19 protein-coding genes are annotated in these 18,673 nt (G+C 60.4%); 5 read left to right on the forward strand and 14 right to left on the reverse strand.

Translation table 11 applies throughout. The annotated features are described in order from the left end of the window. Positions 1 to 82 precede the first annotated feature (82 nt). The 11 genes from EEQ99_RS34680 to EEQ99_RS22565 form a co-directional block, all read right to left on the reverse strand. Positions 83 to 247: a hypothetical protein gene (locus EEQ99_RS34680; protein WP_164735954.1), complete on the reverse strand. Its 165-nt coding sequence runs from the start codon at positions 245 to 247 to the stop codon at positions 83 to 85. Positions 248 to 374: 127 nt separating this feature from the next. Further along, entirely contained in the window at positions 375 to 563 is a 189-nt protein-coding gene (locus EEQ99_RS22520) for a hypothetical protein (RefSeq protein WP_063473847.1), read from the reverse strand. A gap of 162 nt (positions 564 to 725) precedes the next feature. After that, positions 726 to 1,475, reverse strand: coding sequence for an ABC transporter ATP-binding protein (locus tag EEQ99_RS22525; protein ID WP_127431128.1), 750 nt, complete (start codon positions 1,473 to 1,475; stop codon positions 726 to 728). After that, positions 1,472 to 2,305, reverse strand: a complete 834-nt coding sequence (locus tag EEQ99_RS22530; protein WP_028757716.1) for an ABC transporter ATP-binding protein — start codon at positions 2,303 to 2,305, stop codon at positions 1,472 to 1,474. The genes EEQ99_RS22525 and EEQ99_RS22530 overlap by 4 nt, the downstream gene beginning before the upstream one ends. After that, positions 2,302 to 3,237, reverse strand: a complete 936-nt coding sequence (locus EEQ99_RS22535; RefSeq protein WP_028757715.1) for an ABC transporter permease — start codon at positions 3,235 to 3,237, stop codon at positions 2,302 to 2,304. Before EEQ99_RS22535 ends, EEQ99_RS22530 begins: the two co-directional genes overlap by 4 nt. Continuing rightward, on the reverse strand, positions 3,234 to 4,301 hold the full coding sequence (locus EEQ99_RS22540) for an ABC transporter permease (RefSeq protein ID WP_028757418.1): 1,068 nt from the start codon (positions 4,299 to 4,301) through the stop codon (positions 3,234 to 3,236). Before EEQ99_RS22540 ends, EEQ99_RS22535 begins: the two co-directional genes overlap by 4 nt. A 19-nt stretch (positions 4,302 to 4,320) precedes the next feature. Next, positions 4,321 to 5,964, reverse strand: coding sequence for an ABC transporter substrate-binding protein (locus tag EEQ99_RS22545; protein WP_127431129.1), 1,644 nt, complete (start codon positions 5,962 to 5,964; stop codon positions 4,321 to 4,323). 38 nt (positions 5,965 to 6,002) lie between these two features. Beyond that, the gene (locus EEQ99_RS22550; RefSeq protein WP_028757416.1) at positions 6,003 to 7,061 is read right to left on the reverse strand and encodes a dipeptidase; all 1,059 of its coding nucleotides are present in this window, start codon (positions 7,059 to 7,061) and stop codon (positions 6,003 to 6,005) included. Positions 7,062 to 7,303: 242 nt separating this feature from the next. After that, on the reverse strand, positions 7,304 to 8,329 hold the full coding sequence (locus EEQ99_RS22555) for an ABC transporter permease (RefSeq protein WP_028757415.1): 1,026 nt from the start codon (positions 8,327 to 8,329) through the stop codon (positions 7,304 to 7,306). Positions 8,330 to 8,363: 34 nt separating this feature from the next. Beyond that, positions 8,364 to 9,905: a sugar ABC transporter ATP-binding protein gene (locus EEQ99_RS22560; RefSeq protein ID WP_028757414.1), complete on the reverse strand. Its 1,542-nt coding sequence runs from the start codon at positions 9,903 to 9,905 to the stop codon at positions 8,364 to 8,366. Between the two features lie 69 nt (positions 9,906 to 9,974). Then, complete coding sequence (locus tag EEQ99_RS22565) at positions 9,975 to 10,904, reverse strand: sugar ABC transporter substrate-binding protein (protein ID WP_127431130.1); 930 nt, start codon at positions 10,902 to 10,904, stop codon at positions 9,975 to 9,977. Positions 10,905 to 11,276: 372 nt separating this feature from the next. Between EEQ99_RS22565 and EEQ99_RS22570 the strand changes: the two genes are divergently transcribed. Beyond that, positions 11,277 to 11,774 (forward strand): DUF1993 domain-containing protein, encoded by a 498-nt coding sequence (locus EEQ99_RS22570; protein ID WP_028757739.1) that lies wholly within the window; start codon positions 11,277 to 11,279, stop codon positions 11,772 to 11,774. Between the two features lie 122 nt (positions 11,775 to 11,896). Here the strand turns inward: EEQ99_RS22570 and EEQ99_RS22575 are convergent, their stop codons facing one another. Both EEQ99_RS22575 and galE read right to left on the reverse strand, forming a co-directional pair. Further along, entirely contained in the window at positions 11,897 to 13,444 is a 1,548-nt protein-coding gene (locus EEQ99_RS22575) for an alkaline phosphatase family protein (RefSeq protein WP_097544583.1), read from the reverse strand. Next, a complete protein-coding gene (galE, locus tag EEQ99_RS22580) occupies positions 13,422 to 14,405 on the reverse strand; it encodes a UDP-glucose 4-epimerase GalE (RefSeq protein WP_028757679.1) in 984 nt (327 codons plus the stop codon). The genes EEQ99_RS22575 and galE overlap by 23 nt, the downstream gene beginning before the upstream one ends. Before the next feature lie 320 nt (positions 14,406 to 14,725). On the opposite strand from galE, the gene EEQ99_RS22585 reads away from it, so the two are divergent. Together EEQ99_RS22585 and EEQ99_RS22590 are read left to right on the forward strand one after the other, a co-directional pair. After that, entirely contained in the window at positions 14,726 to 15,370 is a 645-nt protein-coding gene (locus EEQ99_RS22585; protein WP_063473850.1) for a ThuA domain-containing protein, read from the forward strand. Between the two features lie 161 nt (positions 15,371 to 15,531). Beyond that, positions 15,532 to 16,101 carry a GNAT family N-acetyltransferase gene (locus EEQ99_RS22590; RefSeq protein WP_063473851.1) on the forward strand — a complete coding sequence of 190 codons (570 nt, stop codon included), beginning with the start codon at positions 15,532 to 15,534 and terminating at the stop codon, positions 16,099 to 16,101. Positions 16,102 to 16,134: 33 nt separating this feature from the next. On the opposite strand, the gene EEQ99_RS22595 is transcribed toward EEQ99_RS22590, so the two are convergent. Continuing rightward, entirely contained in the window at positions 16,135 to 16,389 is a 255-nt protein-coding gene (locus EEQ99_RS22595) for a DUF2934 domain-containing protein (protein ID WP_028757237.1), read from the reverse strand. 200 nt (positions 16,390 to 16,589) lie between these two features. Here EEQ99_RS22595 and EEQ99_RS22600 point away from each other — a divergent pair, with 200 nt between their 5' ends. Beyond that, on the forward strand, positions 16,590 to 18,026 hold the full coding sequence (locus EEQ99_RS22600) for a DUF6880 family protein (protein WP_127431131.1): 1,437 nt from the start codon (positions 16,590 to 16,592) through the stop codon (positions 18,024 to 18,026). Between the two features lie 36 nt (positions 18,027 to 18,062). Next, positions 18,063 to 18,617, forward strand: coding sequence for a DsbA family protein (locus tag EEQ99_RS22605; RefSeq protein WP_028758422.1), 555 nt, complete (start codon positions 18,063 to 18,065; stop codon positions 18,615 to 18,617). Positions 18,618 to 18,673: the final 56 nt, after the last annotated feature.

The raw sequence follows: 18,673 nt of genomic DNA on the forward strand, positions 1-18,673 counted from the left end.
CGAGACACATCAAATGTTCGGAATTCTATAGGGGCGGAAACCGCCGCGGCGCCGGCACTTGCCAACGCTTACCATTCGCCGATTAGCCGACGACGCCGCAAACCATGGCGACGACGAACAGAAATGCCGCAGTGAAGATCGCTCCATGGAGCAGCGCCTGAAGCCTGTGACGCGTGGTGAGCGGCTTCTTGGCCGGTACGGAACCATATTGGTTCACGTGAGCATGCGAAATACCCAGATCTGCCATATGTCGCCTCCGTTGTTCTCGTGCGGCCGGTTGTGCGGCTCGCGCTTATATTCTTATTTTCTCTATCAAGTAGGTAGAGATAAATTTCCGTCCAGAGCGAAAGGAAGAGAAAATTCAACCAGCCTTTTTAGCAGAGCGTGCGCCATGCCCAGATCCAGGAGCGCTCGACGGCACTCTCATTCTCGGGCAGGTTGGAGGAAGTCTCGATCAGCCGGCGGTCCTTTTCCGCAGGAAGAGATACCGAAGCCTGTTCTTGGCGATCGGTTTTCACGGGAGGATCGAGGTAGCCCATGGTCATCCCACCGAGAAAGAACATGCCTCAACCTCCATTGATCACGAAAGCTAACAAACGTTAACAGGATCATGACAGAAGCAAGGCAGCTGTCAATAGTCTAGTTGAATGGTCGTCTTTTAGCAAAGCGTTATCCTTAACGCCGCTATCGATCTTTCCTTTTCAAGGGCTTGAAAAGATTGCCGTTCAGGCTTTGACGAAACCCTTGCTCGCGATCATCAAATTTCGCGTGTAGTCCTCGTGAACCGCGCCGCCCGCCAGTTCCTGAGAGCTCAGCCGCTCGACGACGGCGCCGTTGCGCATTACCGCGAGCCTTTCACACATATGGGTGACGACGCCGAGATCATGACTCACCATCACGAAGGTGAGCTTGCGGTCACGTCGGATCTGCTCCAGCAGGTTCAGCACCTCGGCCTGCACCGAGGCGTCGAGCGCCGATGTCGGCTCGTCGAGCAGCAGGATCGACGGTTCCACGATCAGCGCCCGGGCGATCGCCACGCGCTGCCGCTGGCCGCCGGAAAGCTGGTGCGGATAGCGGAACCGGAAACCATTGCCGAGGCCGACTTCGTCGAGTGCGCGAGCGATGCGCTTGTCGCTGTCGTCGATGCCATGGATCGCGAGCGGTTCGAGCAGAAGCCGGTCGATCGTCTGGCGCGGATGCAGAGAACCATAAGGATCCTGGAAGACCATTTGCACGCGGCGATAGAAAGACTTGCTGCGTTTCGAACCCTTCAGCACTTCGCCATTGATGTTGATCGCGCCGCCGCTGATCGGCGCAAGTCCGGCAACAGCCCGCAACAAGGTCGATTTTCCCGATCCGGACTCGCCAACGAGACCGAAGGATTCGCCGCCTTCGACGGCGATGCTGACATCCTTCAGCGCATGAAAATGGTCGTAGACGACGCTGAGATCGTCGACTTGGAGAGCTGCGCTCATGCCGCCCACTCCGGCCTGCGGTCGAGCACCGGCAGCGGGTGACGGTTTGAGCCGATCTCGGGCATGCAATTCAGCAAGCCTTGCGTATAGGGATGTTGCGCATGTTTGAGATCGGCGGCCGCGAGCTCCTCGACGATCTTTCCGGCATACATGACGATGACGCGGTCGCAGAAGGAAGAAACCAGCCTCAGATCATGGGAGACGAAGATCAGCCCCATGCCACGCTCGGACACCAGCCTGTCCATGATCCTCAGCACGTCGAGCTGGACCGTCACGTCGAGCGCCGAGGTCGGCTCGTCGGCAATCAGCAATTCTGGCCCGGCAATCAGCATCATGGCGATCATCGCCCGCTGTCCCATGCCGCCCGACACCTCGTGCGGATGCAGGTCGAAGACACGCTGGGGATCACGAATCTGCACCGCTTCCAGCATGGCGAGCGCGCGCTCGCGCGCCTCGGCCTTACCGACCTTCTCATGCGTGCGCAGCGTTTCGCAGATCTGCCGCCCGATCGACATGACGGGATCGAGCGAATATTTCGGATCCTGCAGGATCATGGCGATGCGCTTGCCGCGCAGCCTGCGCCTTTCGCCGGCCGGGGCATTGATCAGATCGATGCCGCTGAAATTCAGCCTTTCGGCCGTGACGACGCCGTGTTTCGGCGTCAGGCCCATGATCGCCCGTCCGGTCTGCGACTTGCCGGAACCGGATTCGCCGACAATGCCGAGCCTTTCCTTGCCGAGCGTGAAGGAGACGCCGCGCACGGCCTCGATCACGCCGGTGCGCGTGGGGTAGCTGACCTTGAGCTTATCAACCGTCAGAAGTGTCGTCATTGGCCACTCTCCTTCGGATCGAGCGCATCGCGCAGGCCGTCGCCGAGGAGATTGAAGCCAAGGCTGACGATGAGGATGGCGATGCCGGGCATCGCTGCAACCCACCATTGATCGAGGATGAAGCGCCGTCCCGAGGCGATCATCGCCCCCCATTCCGGCAGCGGCGGCTGTGCGCCCAGGCCGAGGAAACCGAGACCGGCCGCCGTCAGGATGATACCCGCCATGTCGAGCGTTACGCGCACGATCAGTGAGGAAATGCAGAGCGGCATGACATGGCGCACGATGATGCGAAGCGGCGAGGCGCCCATCAGCTTCACCGCCGAAATATAGTCGGAGCGCCGGACCGTCAGCGTCTCGGCGCGCGCGATGCGGGCATAGGGCGGCCAGGAGGTGATGGCAATGGCGATGATCGCGTTCTGGATGCCAGGCCCGAGGGCTGCGACAAAGGCGAGCGCCAGCACCAGCTTCGGAAAGGCCAGGAAAATATCGGTGATGCGCATGAGCGTCGCATCCACCCAGCCTCCGGCATAACCGGAGACCGTGCCGACGATCAGCCCGATCGGCGCCGAGATGATGGCGACGAGCGCGACGACGAGCAGCGTCAATCGCGATCCGTAGATCAGCCGTGAATAGATGTCGCGGCCCTGGTCGTCCGAACCGAGCAGGAATTCCCCGGTTCCCGGCGGCAGCAGCCGGGCATTGCGCAGATCGCCGACAACGGGATTATGCGTGGCGATGACATCGGCAAAGGCGGCGGTCAAAAGCAGCGCCACGATGATCAGCAGGCCGAGGACGGCGAGCCTGTTTGCCGTAAACTGCCGCCAAGTGACATAGGCGCGGCCGAGGCGAGCCTGCAGGCGCGATTGCGGCCGGTCGGAAAGCAGCCAGTCGCGGCGGCTCATCGCAGGAGGTGGGCTGGCGGAGGCCGTCATCGGTTTCGCGTCCTCGGGTCGAGCGTCCGGTAGAGAAGATCGGACAGAAGGTTGATGCCGATGAAGACCGTCCCGATGACGATCGTGCCGCCGAGCACGGCGTTCATGTCGGCGTTCTGCAGCGAATTGGTGATGTAGAGTCCGATGCCCGGCCAGGAAAAGACGGTCTCGGTCAGCACCGAGCCTTCGAGCAGGCCGGCATAGGAAAGCGCAATCACGGTGACGAGCGGCACGGCGGCATTGCGCAGCGCATGGCCCCAGATCACCCGCGTTTCCGAAAGCCCCTTGGCGCGCGCGGCAACGATATATTCCTGGGAAAGCTCGTTCAGCATGAAGCTGCGCGTCATGCGGCTGATATAGGCGAGCGAGAAATAACCGAGCAGGGATGCCGGCAGGATGATGTGGCGGAAGACATCGTAGAAGACATCCCATTGTCCTTGCCAGGCACTGTCCAGGAGATAGAAGCCGGTGATCGGCGTGAAGGTGTATTCGAAAACGATGTCGATGCGGCCGGGAAAGGCCACCCAGCGCAGTTGCGCGTAGAAGATGACGAGCGAAATCAGCGCCAGCCAGAAGATCGGCACCGAATAACCGATCAGGCCGATGACCCGCACGACCTGGTCGGCGATGCTGCCGCGGCGCACCGCGGCGAGAACGCCGAGCGGCACGCCGACGAAAGCGCCGATCAGCGTTCCGAGCGTTGCAAGCTCCACCGTCGCCGGAAATGCACGGCGAATATCGACCATGACAGGATTGGTCGTCAGGACCGAATTGCCGAAATCGCCGGATAGGATGCCTTTGATATAGATGAAGAACTGCTGATAGAGCGGCAGATTGAAGCCCATTTCCTGGCGTACGCGCTCGACGACATGATTGGGCGCGCGGTCGCCGAGGATGGCGAGCACGGGATCGATCGGCACGACGCGGCCGATAAAGAAGGTGACGGCCAACAGGCCGAAATAGGTAGTGACAGCGGCAAACAGGAACCGCCCTAGCGCCTTTGCGAAGGCGCTGGCACGGCCCCTTCGGGGCCGCGCCTCCTGTGGTGTTTCGACGGTGCTCAAGCCCCTCAATCCTGCCGGATTATTCCTTGGCGATCGGACCGACGAAATTGGTATCGAAGCTCGGACCCAGTTTGAAGTCCTTCAGGCTCTTGCGGTAACCGGCCACCTCGGTCTGCTGGAAGATGAAGACGAAGGGGCTGCTGGCCAGGTACTTCTTCTGGATATCCTGATATATGGCGGCACGCTTGGCGGCGTCGCGTTCCAGAAGTGCGGCCTTGGCTTGCTTGTCGAGTTCCGGCGCTTCCCAGCTGTTGCGCCATGCGAGCGTCTTCACCGTGCCGGCATCGGAATTGTCGGGATTGCCGGTGAAGGTATCGGCATTGGAGTTCGGATCGAAATAGTCCGAACCCCACTGGCCGATATACATGTCATGGGTGCGGGCGCGGTATTTGGTCAGTGTCTGCTTGCCGTCCCCGGGGATGATTTCCATCTTCACGCCGGCCTGCGCCAGCGTCTGCTGCATGGATTCGGCGATACCCGTCACCGGCTGGTTGTTGCGCACATCCATGGTGACCGAGAAACCGTCGGGCAGGCCCGCCTTGGCGAGCAGTTCCTTGGCTTTGGCGACATCGAGCTTATAGGGATTCTCGTCGAGCGCGCCGAGCTGGCCCTTCGGCAGGAAGGTCTGGTGGATTTCGCCGATACCCTTGATCAAGGTCGCGCCGATCGCATCGTAATCGACCAGATATTTGAAAGCTTCCTGGACTTCCGGCTTCTTGAGGTTCTCGTTCTTGTTGTTCAGGCTGACATAATAGATCGTGCCCTTCGGCGCACTTGTCGTCGCGAGATCGGCATTTTTCGAAACGGCGTCGATATCGCCCGGCTCGAGGTTGCGGGCGATATCGATATCGCCGGCTTCGAGCGCCAGCCGCTGGGCAGAACTTTCCTTCATGTAGCGGTAGATGACGCGGTTGAGCTTCGCCTTGTCGCCGTAATAATTGTCGTTGCGCTCCAGCACGACGACTTCGTTGGCACGCCATTCGCGCAGCTTGTAGGCGCCGGAGCCGGCATAGCCGGTCTTCAGCCATTCATTGCCGAAATCATTGTCGTATTTGTGCTCGGCATCCGGCGTCACCGCCTTCACGTGTTCCAGCACCAGCTTCTTGTCGACGACGGAAGCGATGGTTGCCGTCAGGCAGTTCAGCACGAAGCTCGGCGCATAGGCCTTGTCGACCGTGAAGACGAAGGTGCCGGCATCAGCCGCCTTGGCCTTTTCCGTGACGTTGTCGCCGGTGAGGCCGAACTGGGTGAGGATGAAGGCCGGGCTCTTGTCGAGCTTGACGGCGCGCTCGAACGAATAGGCGACGTCTTCGGCGGTGATCGGATTGCCCGAGGCGAATTTCAGGCCGGGCTTCAGCTTGAACGTATAGGTGAGGCCGTCATCGGAAACGCTCCAGCTCTCGGCCAGATCGCCCTTCACCTTCGACGTATCGTCCATGTCGAGACGGACGAGCAGGCTGTAGCTGTTGCTGGTAATCTCGGCGGTCGAAAGCTCGAAAGCCTCGCCCGGATCCATCGTAATGATATCGTCGATGGCAAAACCTTCGACCAGCGTATCCTTCGGCGTCTCGGCGAAGGCGGCGGGTGCCGCCATCATCAGGAGCGAAAGCGCGGCTCCGGCGGAAAGCATGCGAAAATTGCGGCTGAGTTTGGTCATCATCATGATCTGTTCCCCTGTTTTTTGATTGGATTAGGAAAGGCTTAGGCGCGGTCCTCCCGCCAAGCTTGGGCCAGAATGCGAAGCCAGTTTTCACGGGCAAGTTTTGCGAGGTCGGCATCAGCATAGCCAACCTCTTTGAGAGCGGCAATCAGCTTCTGATTGCCAGCCGCATCACCGATTTCCTCGGGAATGGTGGCCCCGTCGAAATCCGATCCGAGCGCCACGCATTCGATGCCGATGCGGTTCACGAGATAGTCGATATGGCGGATCATGTCGGCAAGCGGCGTATCGCTGTCCGAGCGGCCGTCGGCACGCAGCATGGCGGTCGCATAGTTGATGCCGACGAGCCCGCGGCTTTCGCGGATCGCATCGAGCTGCTTGTCCGTCAGGTTTCGTGCGACCGGCGTCAGCACATGGGCATTGGAGTGGCTGGCGACCAGCGGTTGGTCCGTCGTCTTCGCCACGTCCCAGAAACCCTTCTCGGTGATATGGGCCAGATCGATCAGGATCCCGAGGCGATTGCATTCCCTGACCAGTGCGAAGCCGGCATCGGTCAGGCCGGGGCCTGTGTCCGGCGACATCGGGAAGGCGAAGGGCACGCCGTGACCAAAGACATTGTGCCGGCTCCAGACCGGCCCGAGCGACCGCAGCCCCGCTGCGTAGAATACCTCGAGTGCCGAGAGATCGGCGCCGATCGCCTCGCAGCCCTCCATATGCATGACGGCGGCGAAAATGTCGTCCACCATGGCGCCGCGGATGTCTTTCACCGTCCGGCAGAGCCGCCAGGCGCCTGCCTGGTCGAGCCGCAACGCGATCGCCGCCATTTCATTGGCAATGGCAAGGGAAGGCAGCGGATCAAGGGGGGCGGCCATCGGCGTGATATAGCGACCGTTGGCATCCGGATCGGCGAAGACGAGATCGCCCGAGGGAATGTAGATGGCACAGAGACCGCCGGAAAGACCGCCCTCTCTGGCCCGACGCGCATCGATATGGCCGACCGTCGTGCCGTCCGCGAATTCTGCGATCGGATCGCTGCCGTCTTTTGAATGTGTCCAGAGTCGAAGGAGAACGTCGTTGTGACCGTCAAATACGAATTGCATCTGTCTTCCTGCGCTGCCCTACTGCATAATTCCTTAAATCGGAATCGATTTAAGGACAAATTATGCAGCATTCAAAGTGCTACAGCCTCCGTAGCGCGTCTTTTCAGACGCGCGGCGCCGTAGAGGGCGAATGAAGCGGCAGAATAGAAAAGCTGACGGGATTCGCCACCCCTTTTTTTAAAATCCGTCATGGTGCGGAAAACAGAACGGGGGCCGAAGCCCCCGTAAAAAACCATGAGAGATCAGTGCTTGCGTCGTTTCTTCTGTCTGTAGACGTCGATGACGACAGCCGCGACGATGATGAGACCCTTGACGATCTCCTGGTAATAGGCGTCGATCCTGAGGAAGGTGAAGCCGGAGGTCATGACGCCGAGGATGATGGTGCCGATGACGGTGCCGGTGATGCGCCCGACGCCGCCGGTCAGCGAGGTGCCGCCGATGACGGTCGCGGCGATCGCGTCGAGTTCGTAGCCGACGCCCATGCTGGCCTGTGCGGTTTCAGCACGTGCCGCCGTGACGATCCCGGCGAGACCGGCAAGCAATCCGGCAATCACATAGACCTTGACGAGATGCGCCTCGATGTTGATGCCGGACACGCGTGCCGCCTGCGGGTTCGCGCCGATCGCATAGGTGAATTTTCCGTAGCGGGTATAGCGCAGCGCAATGTGAAAGATCAGCGCAACGACCAGGAAGACGACAACCGGCCAGGCTTTCGTTCCGATGAAATGAAACTGTTCGGTGATCCCGGAAACCGGCTGTCCCTTCGTATACCACTTGGCGACACCTCTGGCCGAAACGAACATGCCAAGCGTTGCAATGAACGGCGGGATCTTCGTATAGGCGATGAGTGCGCCGTTCGCCAGACCGGCTGCCGCTCCGATCAGCAGGCCGATTATGATCGGCACGAAAGCCGGCAGGTCGGTCAGCGACGGAAAGACGGCCCGTCCCCAGGTCGACGACTGGGCGAAGCTTGTTGCAATCATCGCCGTCATGCCGACGACAGAGCCCGACGAAAGGTCGATGCCGCCGGTGATGATGACCTGCGTGACGCCGACGGCGATGATGCCGATGACGGAGACCTGAAGGATCATGATCGTCAGGCGCTGCGAATTCATCAGGAAACTTTGGCCGATGAACATCCAGCCGAGCACCTCGTAGATGAGCGCGATGCCGACGAGCACGAGGAAAATGCTGAGCTCGGTCGGTATGCGCCGCCGCCTTTGCCGGGTTGCGAGCGGGGCTCCGCCCTCTGCTGCCTTGGTAGTCATGTCAAACCTCCCTTGGGCGATTGCCGGTGACGCATCACTGCGCAGCCAGTTCCATCACCTTGATCTGCGTTGCTTCGTCGCGATTGAGGAAACCGGTCACGCGTCCCTCATGCATGACCATGATGCGGTCGCTCATGCCGAGAACCTCAGGCATCTCGGACGAGATCATCACCACCGCCACGCCGTTGCGCGCCATCTCCACGACCAGCCGGTGGATTTCCGCCTTGGCGCCGACATCGATGCCGCGCGTCGGCTCGTCGAGGATAAGGATGCGCGGATTGGTGAGCAGCCAGCGTCCGATCAGCACCTTCTGCTGGTTGCCGCCCGAAAGATTTTCCACCCGCTCGTAAAGATTGGGCGTTTTCACGCGCAGTTTCTTTGCCATGTCTTCACAGGTTGCCTCGATAGCGCCCTGCTGCACGAAGCCGCGCTTGACGTATCTGTCCTGCAGAACGGCGATCTGCATATTCTCGAGAATATCGAGGATCAGCAGGCAGCCGGTATCTTTCCGGTCCTCGGTCAGGAACGCCATCTGGTGACGGATGGCCTCGGTCGGAGAAGAAATCGTCACCGGCTTGCCGTGGAGTTCGATCGAGCCGGAGCTTGCCGGCGTCACGCCAAACAGCGTTTCGGCAACATTCGATCGGCCGGAACCGACAAGGCCTGCCACGCCGAGGATCTCGCCGGCTCTGACATCGAAGGAAACGTCGTGGAAGACCCCCTTGAGACAGAGATCCTTGACGGAGAGCACGACCTCGCCGATCGGCACCTCTTCCTTGGGAAACATCTGGGTGATCTCGCGCCCGACCATCATGCGGATGATGTCGTCGCGGGTGACGTCGGTCGAGGCATGCGTGCCGATATATCGGCCGTCGCGGAAGACGGAGAACTCATCGGCGATCTCGAAAAGCTCGTTCATCTTGTGGGTGATGTAGACGATGCCGATGCCCTGGGCCCTGAGGTCGCGGATAATACGGAAAAGATGCTCGACCTCGCGCTCCGTCAGCGCCGAGGTCGGCTCGTCCATGATCAGCACGTCGGACTTATAGGAAACCGCCTTGGCGATCTCGACCATCTGCCGGTTGGCGACCGACAGGTGCCGGACCTCGATATCGGGATCAATCTCGATATTGAGCCGGGCAAACAGCTCCTCGGTCATGCGATGCATGAGGCCGTGATCGATGAAACCCAAGCGGTTTTTCGGTTCGCGACGAATCCAGATATTTTCCGCGACCGTCATGAACGGCATCAGGTTCAGTTCCTGATGGATCATGGCAATCCCGTTCTCCAGCGCATCGAGCGGAGATTTCAGCCGAATCTCGACCCCTTTCAGGCGGATATCGCCTTTGTCGGGGATATAAATGCCGGCGAGGATCTTCATCAGTGTCGATTTTCCGGCGCCGTTTTCGCCCATCAGCGCATGCACCGAGGCGCGCTTCAGCCGGAACTGCACGTCGTCGAGCGCGACGACACCCGGAAATTCCTTGCGAACGCCCTCGGCGCTCAAGAGATATTCCGCATTCGGAACTGCACCACTGGCGCGCACGGCGGCCATGGTTGTCGGGCTGACGGCCATATCATCTCCTCCGGATACGGACAGGCGGAAAGGATGCGGGCAAGGCCCGCATCCTGCTTGGCATTCGCCTCAGTTCTTGGTGACGAAGTCCTTGACGTTCTCAGGCGTGACGAGCTGGAAGGGAATATAGACCTTCTTGTCGACCTTTTCGCCCTTGGCAAGCTTCAGCGCCGCATCGAGCGAGCCCTTGCCCTGGCCGGCGGCATCCTGGAACACGGTGACGTCAAGATCACCCGCCTGCATGGCGGCAAGCGCGTCCTGGGTGGCGTCGACGCCACCGACGACGACCTTGGTCATATCCTTGCCGGCTGCCTTCAGCGCCTGGATGGCGCCGATCGCCATTTCGTCGTTGTTGGAGATGACGGCGTCGAATTCGATGCCGCTGGAGAGCCAGTTGGTCATCAGGTCGGCGCCCTGGGTGCGGTCCCAGTTGGCCGTCTGCTCTTCGACGATCTCCAGGCCCTTGCATTCATCCGTCTTGACGACGTCATGAATGTCCTGGGTGCGCATGCGCGCAGCCTGGTTGGAGAGCTCGCCCATGATCACCACGGCCTTGCCCTTGCCGCCGAGAATGCGGCAGATTTCCTTGGTTTCCAGCGTGCCGGATTCCTGCTCGTTGGAGGCGACGAAAGCCTGCTTCTCCGGCAGCGTGTCGACATTGACCGGCTGACGGTTGACGTAAACCAGCGGAATGCCGGCATCGGCCGCAAGCTTCGACATCGCCGTCGTCGCATCGGTATCGACAGGGTTGACGATGATCGCATCGACCTTGGAGGCGATGAAATTCTGGATCTGGCTCTGCTGCTTGGACACGTCGTTCTGTGCGTCTTCGACCTGCAGCGTCACGCCGCTGAGTGTCTTTGCATAATCGGTCATGCCGTTGCGCAGAACGGTCAGGAAATTATCGTCGAACTTCGCCATCGAGACGCCGACGGTTTCTGCGTGAGCCGCCGTCGACATGACGAGCGCCATCGCAGTGCCCAGGATAAACTTTTTCATTTCACTTCCTCCACAAAGCGGTGCCCGGCTGCACCCTCCTCACGCCGGAGCTCCAGGCATTTGCCCTGAAGCCGCAACTTCCCCGCGCCACCTCTCCCGCGGCGCTCTGCAAAACGGAACAAACAAACCGTCAAATCCGCCCTGCGGAATATTCATTCCATTTTCTGGGAACGGCGTCAAGCCTCTTTAGCGGCGACCGGATATGGATGAAGCGCAATGCCGTGGGCCTTCACGGCCAGCACCTGCATTTCCGCCGTTGTGAAAGACGAAGCGAGCATCCATCTATGCGAGGTCGAAGACAGGCCCAGAGCCGCAGGCATCTTTGATCTTTTGCCGCGGCCCAATCATTTGAAGATTTTGGAGACAGGACACATGTCCATTTCGATCTACCGCCTCACCGTTCCGATGTTCCAGCGCGGCATCGCCAGCCTGAAAACCTACCTCGACAAGGCCGAAGCCTATGCCAGGGAAAAGAATATCGATCCCGCCATATTGGTCGCCGCTCGACTTGCGCCCGACATGCTGCCGCTCTCCGGCCAATATCAGCGCGCCAGCGACACCGCCAAATTCGCGCTCGCCCGCCTGACCGCGACCGACGCCCCGAAGTTCGAAGACAACGAAACGACGCTCGATGCCCTGCGCGAGCGCCTGGCAAAAACCGAAGCCTATCTCGCCGGCTTCTCGGCCCAAGCGCTGGAAGGCACGGAAACCCGCCAGATCACCCTGCCGGGAAAGAGCGGTATCGTGCTGCCCGGTGACGAATATATCGCCACCTTCGCCCTGCCGAACTTCTATTTCCACGTTGCGACGGCTCACGCCATTCTGCGCAACCAGGGCGCCCCGATCGGCAAGCGCGATTATCTCGGCTGAACAAAGCAATTCCAGCAAAAATGTGCAGCGGTTTTGCCAGGCAAAGCGTGAAACGCTTGTGCCGGGAATTGCGTACAAAGAGAAAGAGAGCATTGCCGTCATTCGAAGAAGACGGCAATGCTCTACCAGGGTCGGTGCGTCACCGGCCCTCTTTCCGTCAGCTCGGTATAGGCAAGCGTCTGGTCGAGATGCCGTGCCCGCAGCGACAGAAGCTTCTCGGCATAATCGAGCCGTATCGCCGCATAGGCCGGATCCGCTGCGACATTGTCGAGTTCCATCGGATCGTTGAGAAGATCGAAGAGCAGCGGCGGCAATGCGGTAAAATGCACATATTTGAACCGTCCGTCGCGGATCACCGCCAGATTGCATTGGTTGGACCGGAGCCCGAAATGCCGCTCCGCCTCGCCATGCGCAATGTCGCGAAAATCGAATTCCCAGAATGCCGCGTCCCGCCAGCCCGGTCCGCTCCCACCCCTGACAAACGGCATGAGCGACTGGCCATCGAGCCCGTTCTTCGCGTCGATGCCGAGCCTTTGACAAAGGGTGGGAAAAATATCGGCAGCGCTGGTGAATTTGTCGACGACCCTACCCGCAGCACTGCTTGCGGGATCGCGAATGACAAGAGGAATATGATAGCTGCCGTCGAAGAAACCGCCCTTGCCGAGCATCCAGTGATCGCCCGCCATCTCGGCGTGGTCCGAGGTGAAGACAATAAGCGTGTCGTCCCAGGCGCCCGCATCCTTCAGGGCTTGCCAGATGCGGCCGAGTTGCGCATCGACCTCTGATATCATCCCGTAATAGATCGCCCGGATCGCGGCAAAATCCTCAGCGTTCCAGCCGCTGAGCGGCCCCGTTGCCCCGTAGATGAAGTTGCCCTTGCCAGAGCGTGGCATCTCGTAGGCGAGATAAGGATGACTATTCTGTTCGGCGTCGCGGTTTGCAGCGCGGGCAAAAGCCGGTCCCTCGTCGGGCTTGAACATCCGGTTGAACGGCTCCGGCACGGAAAATGGCGGATGCGGACGCAAGAAAGAGACATGTGCAAACCACGGCCTGTCCTGTTCGCCCACCCAGCGAATGAACTCGCCGGCCAGGAACGCCGTCTGGGTCTCGTCGCGCGAATAGGCCGGCGCCGCATTTGAAATTTCGCCTGCTTCGGCACCGACCGGAATATGGATGTCGCGGCTGACGGCATTCGCATGGCCGCGGGACCTGAGCCAGGAGAGCCACTGTTTTTCATGCTCGGGCAGAAGCTGGCGGGCCGTAAAGCCCGGCAGCACGCCTTCATAGGTCGTCAGATGCGGATCGCCGGCATCCATGCCGCGCGGATCGGGCGCGGTATCCGTGTAGCCGAACAGGGTCGGATCGTATCCGGCCCGCCGGGCGGCGAGCGCCAGATTGTCGAAGCGGGCATCGAGCGGCGAACCGTTGCGGCAGACGCGGTGGTTCATCTGATAAAGGCCGGTATAGAGTGTGGCCCGCGCCGGCGAGCAGGGTGCCGCCCCGGCATAGTGCCGCCGGAAGAGCGTGCCTTCCCGCGCCAGCGCATCGACACCAGGTGTCTTTACGCAAGCGTGACCGACGGCCGACAGGCTATCGCCACGCCACTGGTCGGCCGTGATCAGCAGGATGTTCGGCCGGCGCGCCTTCTCAATGCTGGTTGGATTTTGCATGCCAGGCCCAGGCGGAGCGGATGATCTCGGACAGATCATATTGCGGCACCCAGCCGAGCACGTCGCGCGCCTTGTCGTTATTGGCAACCAGCGTATGCGAATCGCCTTCACGACGGCCGATATATTCGACGGGGAAAGGCCGGTTCGACACTTCCTCGATCGCGCCGAGCAATTCCCTGACTGTCGTGCCGGTGCCGGTGCCGAGGTTGAGCGCGACGGAATCGCCGCCCTTCAGCAGATATTCGACGGCGCGCACATGCGCATCGGCAAGATCCAGCACATGGATATAGTCGCGCACGCAGGTGCCGTCGCGGGTCTCGTAGTCGCTGCCGAACACCTTGAAACCCTGGCGGCGGCCGAGGGCTGCGTCGATCGCCAGGGGTATCGCATGCGTTTCCGGCTGGTGCCATTCGCCGATCCGGCCCTCGAAGTCGGCGCCGGCCGCATTGAAATAGCGCAGCACCACCGAGCGCAGGCTCTTATATTGGTCGTAATCAGCAAGCGCCTGTTCGACGATATATTTCGTCCGCCCGTAGGGATTGATCGGCACCTGCCGGTGCGTCTCGTCGAGCGGCACGCTCTGCGGCAGACCGTAGGTGGCGCAGGTGGAGGAGAAGACGAAGGCGTTGATGCCGGCAGCCTGTGCCGCCGAAAGCAGCGTCAGCGTGCCGATCACATTGTTCTCGTAGAACGAAACCGGATCTTTCACCGATTCGCCAACCTCGATCAGCGCCGCGAAATGCAGGATCGCCGCCGGTTTGTGCTTTGCCAGCACCTCATCCAGCCGGGCGCGATCGCGAATATCGCCCTCTTCGGCCGGCCCCCATTTGACGAACTCGCGATGGCCGTTCGAAAAATTGTCGAAGACGACAGGCGTATAACCCTTGTTCGCCAAGTCGAGACACGTATGCGACCCGATATAGCCGGCGCCGCCGACAACAAGAACCGTTTCACCTGCCATGCACCACCCTATTCTTCGTGAGAGATGAGGGAAACCTAGACGAGATACACGTCAATAAAAAGAAAGAACTGCGATCGGCGTGAACAGACAATACGTCAATTGCCGATGCCACTTCAATCGATGCGCGATTCGTCGCCATGGCGGCCCTATCGATGACTTCAACTCCAACGCCGAACGACAATGACGCCGCCCGCCCCGCAATTTGGGCCGCATCGGCGATATTCGAAAATTATTCGCGTGATTTGCATAGCCGCCCGATCTAAGGGCCTTGTACCACCATGTGATGCAACGGTCTGCAACATCAGCCAGGGAGGGCACGAATGAGAAAGGCATTGGTCGTTTGGGGCGGCTGGCAGGGTCATGAGCCGGAGCAATGCGCTCATATCGTCGCCGACCTGCTGCGTGAAGACGATTTTACGGTCGAGGTGACCGGCGATCTCGGAATATTCGGATCACCGACGCTGGCGCAGGCCGATCTGCTGGTGCCCATCATTACCGGCGAAACGCTCGAAAAGCCTCATGCCGCGGCCCTGGTCGAAGCCGTGCGCGGCGGGCTGGGGCTCGCCGGCCATCACGGCGCCCTTGCCACGTCCTTCAAGGAAAGCGCGCCTTTCCGATATGTTTCCGGCGTCACCTGGGTGGCCCATCCCGGCAATATCATCGACTTCCGTGTCGCCGTCACCCGCCAGGACGATCCAGTGATGGAGGGCATTCCCGACTTCGACTACCGTTCCGAGCAATATTATCTCCACTATGATCCCACGGTCGAAATCCTTGCGACCACCACCTTCACCGGTGCCTACGATCCGGCGGCCCGCAATGTCGTGATGCCCGTCGTCTTCAAGCGCCATTTCGGTGCCGGCCGCATCTTCTATTCCGCCCTCGGCCATATCGCTGCCGAATTCGACCATCCCTATATGCCGCTCATCCTGCGGCGGGGTTTGAGCTGGGCCGCACGCCAGTAGCGTCAGGACGGGCCGCGCGCCGGAGAATGCCGACCGGCGGCGACAGCCGGGCGACGTCGGCCGCTGAAGAATGAGTATTTCAAGCTGGAGAGCAACCTCGCCTGATCGTCCGGCACGGGCGACCGCTTGCCGATCGTCCGTCTGCGTCATAATTTGCCCGGATGCAGGATCGCTTCTCTTTCTTCCCCGCCACCGCCGACCGCCTGGCTGATCTAGAAGAGGTGTTCGACGATTGCTCGGGCGGCCGGAATTGTCGCTGCGCCTACTGGTATCTTCCGAATGCCGACTACAAGGCAGGATGGGGCGAGGGAAATCGCAACTGGTTTCGAAGCCTCGTCGCCGGGCCGCGCCCGCCAGGCATTCTCGGCTACCACGAGAACGAGCCGGCCGGATGGTGCGGTATCGCGCCGCGCGCCGTATTCGACCGGCTGCGCCGCTCAAAGCCCTTCGCGCCGGTCGACGACAAGCCGGTTTGGTCGATCAATTGCTTCATCGTCCGCAAACCGTTCCGGCGGCAGGGCCTGTCGCGATTGTTATTGAAACACGCCGTCAAATTCGCAAACGCGAATGGCGCTGAATGCCTCGAAGCCTACCCCGTCGATCAGGCAGCCCGCGCTTCGAACGGAGCCGAGCTCTATCCGGGAGCGCTCTCGATGTTTCTGGATGCCGGCTTCGTCGAAGTGGCAAGACGCCTGCCGGCAAGGCCGATCGTCCGCCTGGAATGCCGCTGAATATTTCGGCAACCCAGGGATTATAAATACAGGCTAGCGAACCGCCTTGATCTGCCGGTCATTCTCGACGGCGGGAACCGTCTCGTCATAGACACGCATCAGCCGCCCCGCGGCCTTCAGCTTCTCGATAAGATCATTTCCATCAGGCGAGGCCTTCGTCAGCTCCAGCTGCTCGAACTCCCGTAGCGCCTGCGCCCAATGGCTTTCCCCGCGCCCATCCGGCCTGCCTTCCGATTCCCACAGCGAATAAGCGCGCTGGCTGACCCAGGCGTCCTTATTATGACTCATAATCAACCCCAGCGAGAAATTTGGAAGCAATATTCGACAGGCAACAAGGTGCCAAAACCGGCTTTAGGAGTCGTTACGAGGCAGCGTTAGTTTTTAGCTAATATCGAGGAGCAGGGGATTATCCCTCGCATGCATTCCCCGACCTTGGCCTCGTACCGGCTCCAGGGTAGGGTCAGCCGCAGAAACGACAGCGATGACCGATGGCAGCCAAGACAACACTCAATGCCAAGAATCTCGAATCCCTCGGTGTCCAGCGCCTTGCCGAGCTGCTGATCGAGATCAGCACGGGCAGCGCCGCCCACAAGCGACGGCTTCGAATGGAGCTTGCCGGCAATCACGGCAGCGCCGAAGTGGCGCGTGAGGTGCGAAAGCGGCTTGCCAGCATTACCCGCGCTCGCACCGTCATAAACTGGCACAAAGCGAAGGCGCTGAAGACCGATCTGGAAACTCAACGCAAGACGATCTCAGAGACGATTGCCGCCGATGATCCCCGGGAGGCTTTCGAACTGATATGGCAGTTCCTCGCAATGGCGGATTCGATCTTTGAAAGATCCAACGACCGCGGCGGCTCACTGATCCAAAGTTTTCACCAGGCTTGCGAGGATGCTGCTGCAATCGCCAGGCTCGTCAAAATTGACGTCAATGTTCTGGCCGATAAGGTGTTCAAAGCCGTGCAGGACAATGGTTACGGCCAGTACGACAACCTGCTTGCGGCGATGGTGCCGGCCCTCGGCAAGGATGGTATCGATCGGTTGAAAACCCTCTTCGTCCAATGGTCCAAGGAGCCGAAGGACAAGCCGGCGGAAGATGAGCGCAAGGTCATCGGCTGGGGCGCGGGAGGCCCGATTTACGAGGATGAGATCTACGGCACTCACCGGGATCTGACGGTGCGCATGGCCTTACAGCAAATTGCCGACGCCCAGGGCGATGTTGATGCCTACATTGGCCAGCACCCCGAGGAAACGCGCAAGGCGCCGATGATTGCGGCCGATATCGCCAATCGCCTGCTCTCGGCCGGGCGGGCGAAAGAAGCGCTTGAGACGTTGGATGAGGCCGACGCGAGAGGCTGGGCCAACATGCCATTCGAATGGCAGCTCGCTCGCGTCGCCGCGCTCGAGGCCCTGGGGCGCGCCGAAGAGGCCCAAACCTATCGATGGGGGCGCTTCGAGCAGGCGCTGGATGGCGAGCATCTCAGGGCTTTCCTCAAGCGGCTGCCGGATTTCGACGATCTCGACGCCGAGGAGAAGGCATTTGCCCATGCCCGGGCTTTCCCGAACGTCCATCAGGCGCTTGCCTTTTTCCTGAATTGGCCGGCGCCTGCCGAGGCGGCAAAACTGGTGGTGATCAGGAAAGCCGAACTCGACGGCGATCTCTATGAGCTGATGACGCCGGCGGCCGAAGCTCTGGCGGAGAAACATCCGCTCGCGGCGACCATTCTCTTGCGCTCCATGATCGATTTCGCCCTCGATAACAACAGGCCCAGCCGCTATAAACACGCCGCAAGGCATCTTTCGGACTGCGCGTCCCTTACGCCTCATATCGATGACTTTGGCAACACAAGATCCCATGACGTCTATGTCGCGGACCTCAAGCGCCGGCACGGCAAGAAGCATGGCTTCTGGAGCCTGGTGACCTAAGTCGCTTCAAATACCCTGCCTTCAGAGAGGAATCCCATGACGACCACCGCCTGGCACGCAGATCCGCTCACCTGGGGAACTGGCTCCCGCATCTTCGAAGCCTTTCTGGAGCCGACTTGCCCTTATTCGGTCAGGGCGTTCAACAAGCTCGACGAATTGCTGAGCCGAGCCGGCGAAGACAGGATCACCGTGAAGATCCGTCTGCAGTCGCAACCCTGGCATATGTATTCGGGCGTCCTTGTCCGCTGCATCATCGCAGCCTCAACGCTGGAAGGCGGCAAGCAGACAGCCAAGAAAGTGATGGCCGCCATTGCCGCCCATCGCGAGGATTTCGAGTTTGAACGCCATGCCGGCGGCCCGAACATGGACGTGACGCCGAACCAGACCATCGAGCGCCTGGAAACCTACAGCGGCGTCAGGCTGAAGGAGGCCTTCGCAATTCCGGATCTCGACCGGGAGATCAAATGGCATTGCAAATATGCCCGGCAGAACGGCATCCATGTCTCGCCGACCTTCATGATCGATGGGCTGGTGCAGCCCGATCTGAGCAGCGGCGATGAGGTCGGAGTCTGGGTGAAGAAAATACAATAAAACAGAGATCAAACGGCTCTGACATACAATGAGAGCGCCCGCAGCGACTGTTGTCG

It is taken from the genome of Rhizobium anhuiense (genome assembly GCF_003985145.1).
Taxonomy (GTDB): domain Bacteria; phylum Pseudomonadota; class Alphaproteobacteria; order Rhizobiales; family Rhizobiaceae; genus Rhizobium; species Rhizobium anhuiense.

Coding starts and splice junctions, on each gene's coding strand:
- EEQ99_RS22560 (WP_028757414.1), bottom strand. CDS start 9,905: ATGGCCGTCAGCCCGACAACCATGGCCGCCGTGCGCGCCAGTGGTGCA.
- EEQ99_RS22520 (WP_063473847.1), bottom strand. CDS start 563: ATGTTCTTTCTCGGTGGGATGACCATGGGCTACCTCGATCCTCCCGTG.
- EEQ99_RS22565 (WP_127431130.1), bottom strand. CDS start 10,904: ATGAAAAAGTTTATCCTGGGCACTGCGATGGCGCTCGTCATGTCGACG.
- EEQ99_RS22585 (WP_063473850.1), top strand. CDS start 14,726: ATGAGAAAGGCATTGGTCGTTTGGGGCGGCTGGCAGGGTCATGAGCCG.
- EEQ99_RS22600 (WP_127431131.1), top strand. CDS start 16,590: ATGGCAGCCAAGACAACACTCAATGCCAAGAATCTCGAATCCCTCGGT.
- EEQ99_RS22590 (WP_063473851.1), top strand. CDS start 15,532: ATGCAGGATCGCTTCTCTTTCTTCCCCGCCACCGCCGACCGCCTGGCT.
- EEQ99_RS22545 (WP_127431129.1), bottom strand. CDS start 5,964: ATGATGATGACCAAACTCAGCCGCAATTTTCGCATGCTTTCCGCCGGA.
- EEQ99_RS34680 (WP_164735954.1), bottom strand. CDS start 247: ATGGCAGATCTGGGTATTTCGCATGCTCACGTGAACCAATATGGTTCC.
- EEQ99_RS22570 (WP_028757739.1), top strand. CDS start 11,277: ATGTCCATTTCGATCTACCGCCTCACCGTTCCGATGTTCCAGCGCGGC.
- EEQ99_RS22535 (WP_028757715.1), bottom strand. CDS start 3,237: ATGACGGCCTCCGCCAGCCCACCTCCTGCGATGAGCCGCCGCGACTGG.
- EEQ99_RS22575 (WP_097544583.1), bottom strand. CDS start 13,444: ATGCAAAATCCAACCAGCATTGAGAAGGCGCGCCGGCCGAACATCCTG.
- EEQ99_RS22555 (WP_028757415.1), bottom strand. CDS start 8,329: ATGACTACCAAGGCAGCAGAGGGCGGAGCCCCGCTCGCAACCCGGCAA.
- EEQ99_RS22595 (WP_028757237.1), bottom strand. CDS start 16,389: ATGAGTCATAATAAGGACGCCTGGGTCAGCCAGCGCGCTTATTCGCTG.
- EEQ99_RS22605 (WP_028758422.1), top strand. CDS start 18,063: ATGACGACCACCGCCTGGCACGCAGATCCGCTCACCTGGGGAACTGGC.
- galE (WP_028757679.1), bottom strand. CDS start 14,405: ATGGCAGGTGAAACGGTTCTTGTTGTCGGCGGCGCCGGCTATATCGGG.
- EEQ99_RS22530 (WP_028757716.1), bottom strand. CDS start 2,305: ATGACGACACTTCTGACGGTTGATAAGCTCAAGGTCAGCTACCCCACG.
- EEQ99_RS22550 (WP_028757416.1), bottom strand. CDS start 7,061: ATGCAATTCGTATTTGACGGTCACAACGACGTTCTCCTTCGACTCTGG.
- EEQ99_RS22525 (WP_127431128.1), bottom strand. CDS start 1,475: ATGAGCGCAGCTCTCCAAGTCGACGATCTCAGCGTCGTCTACGACCAT.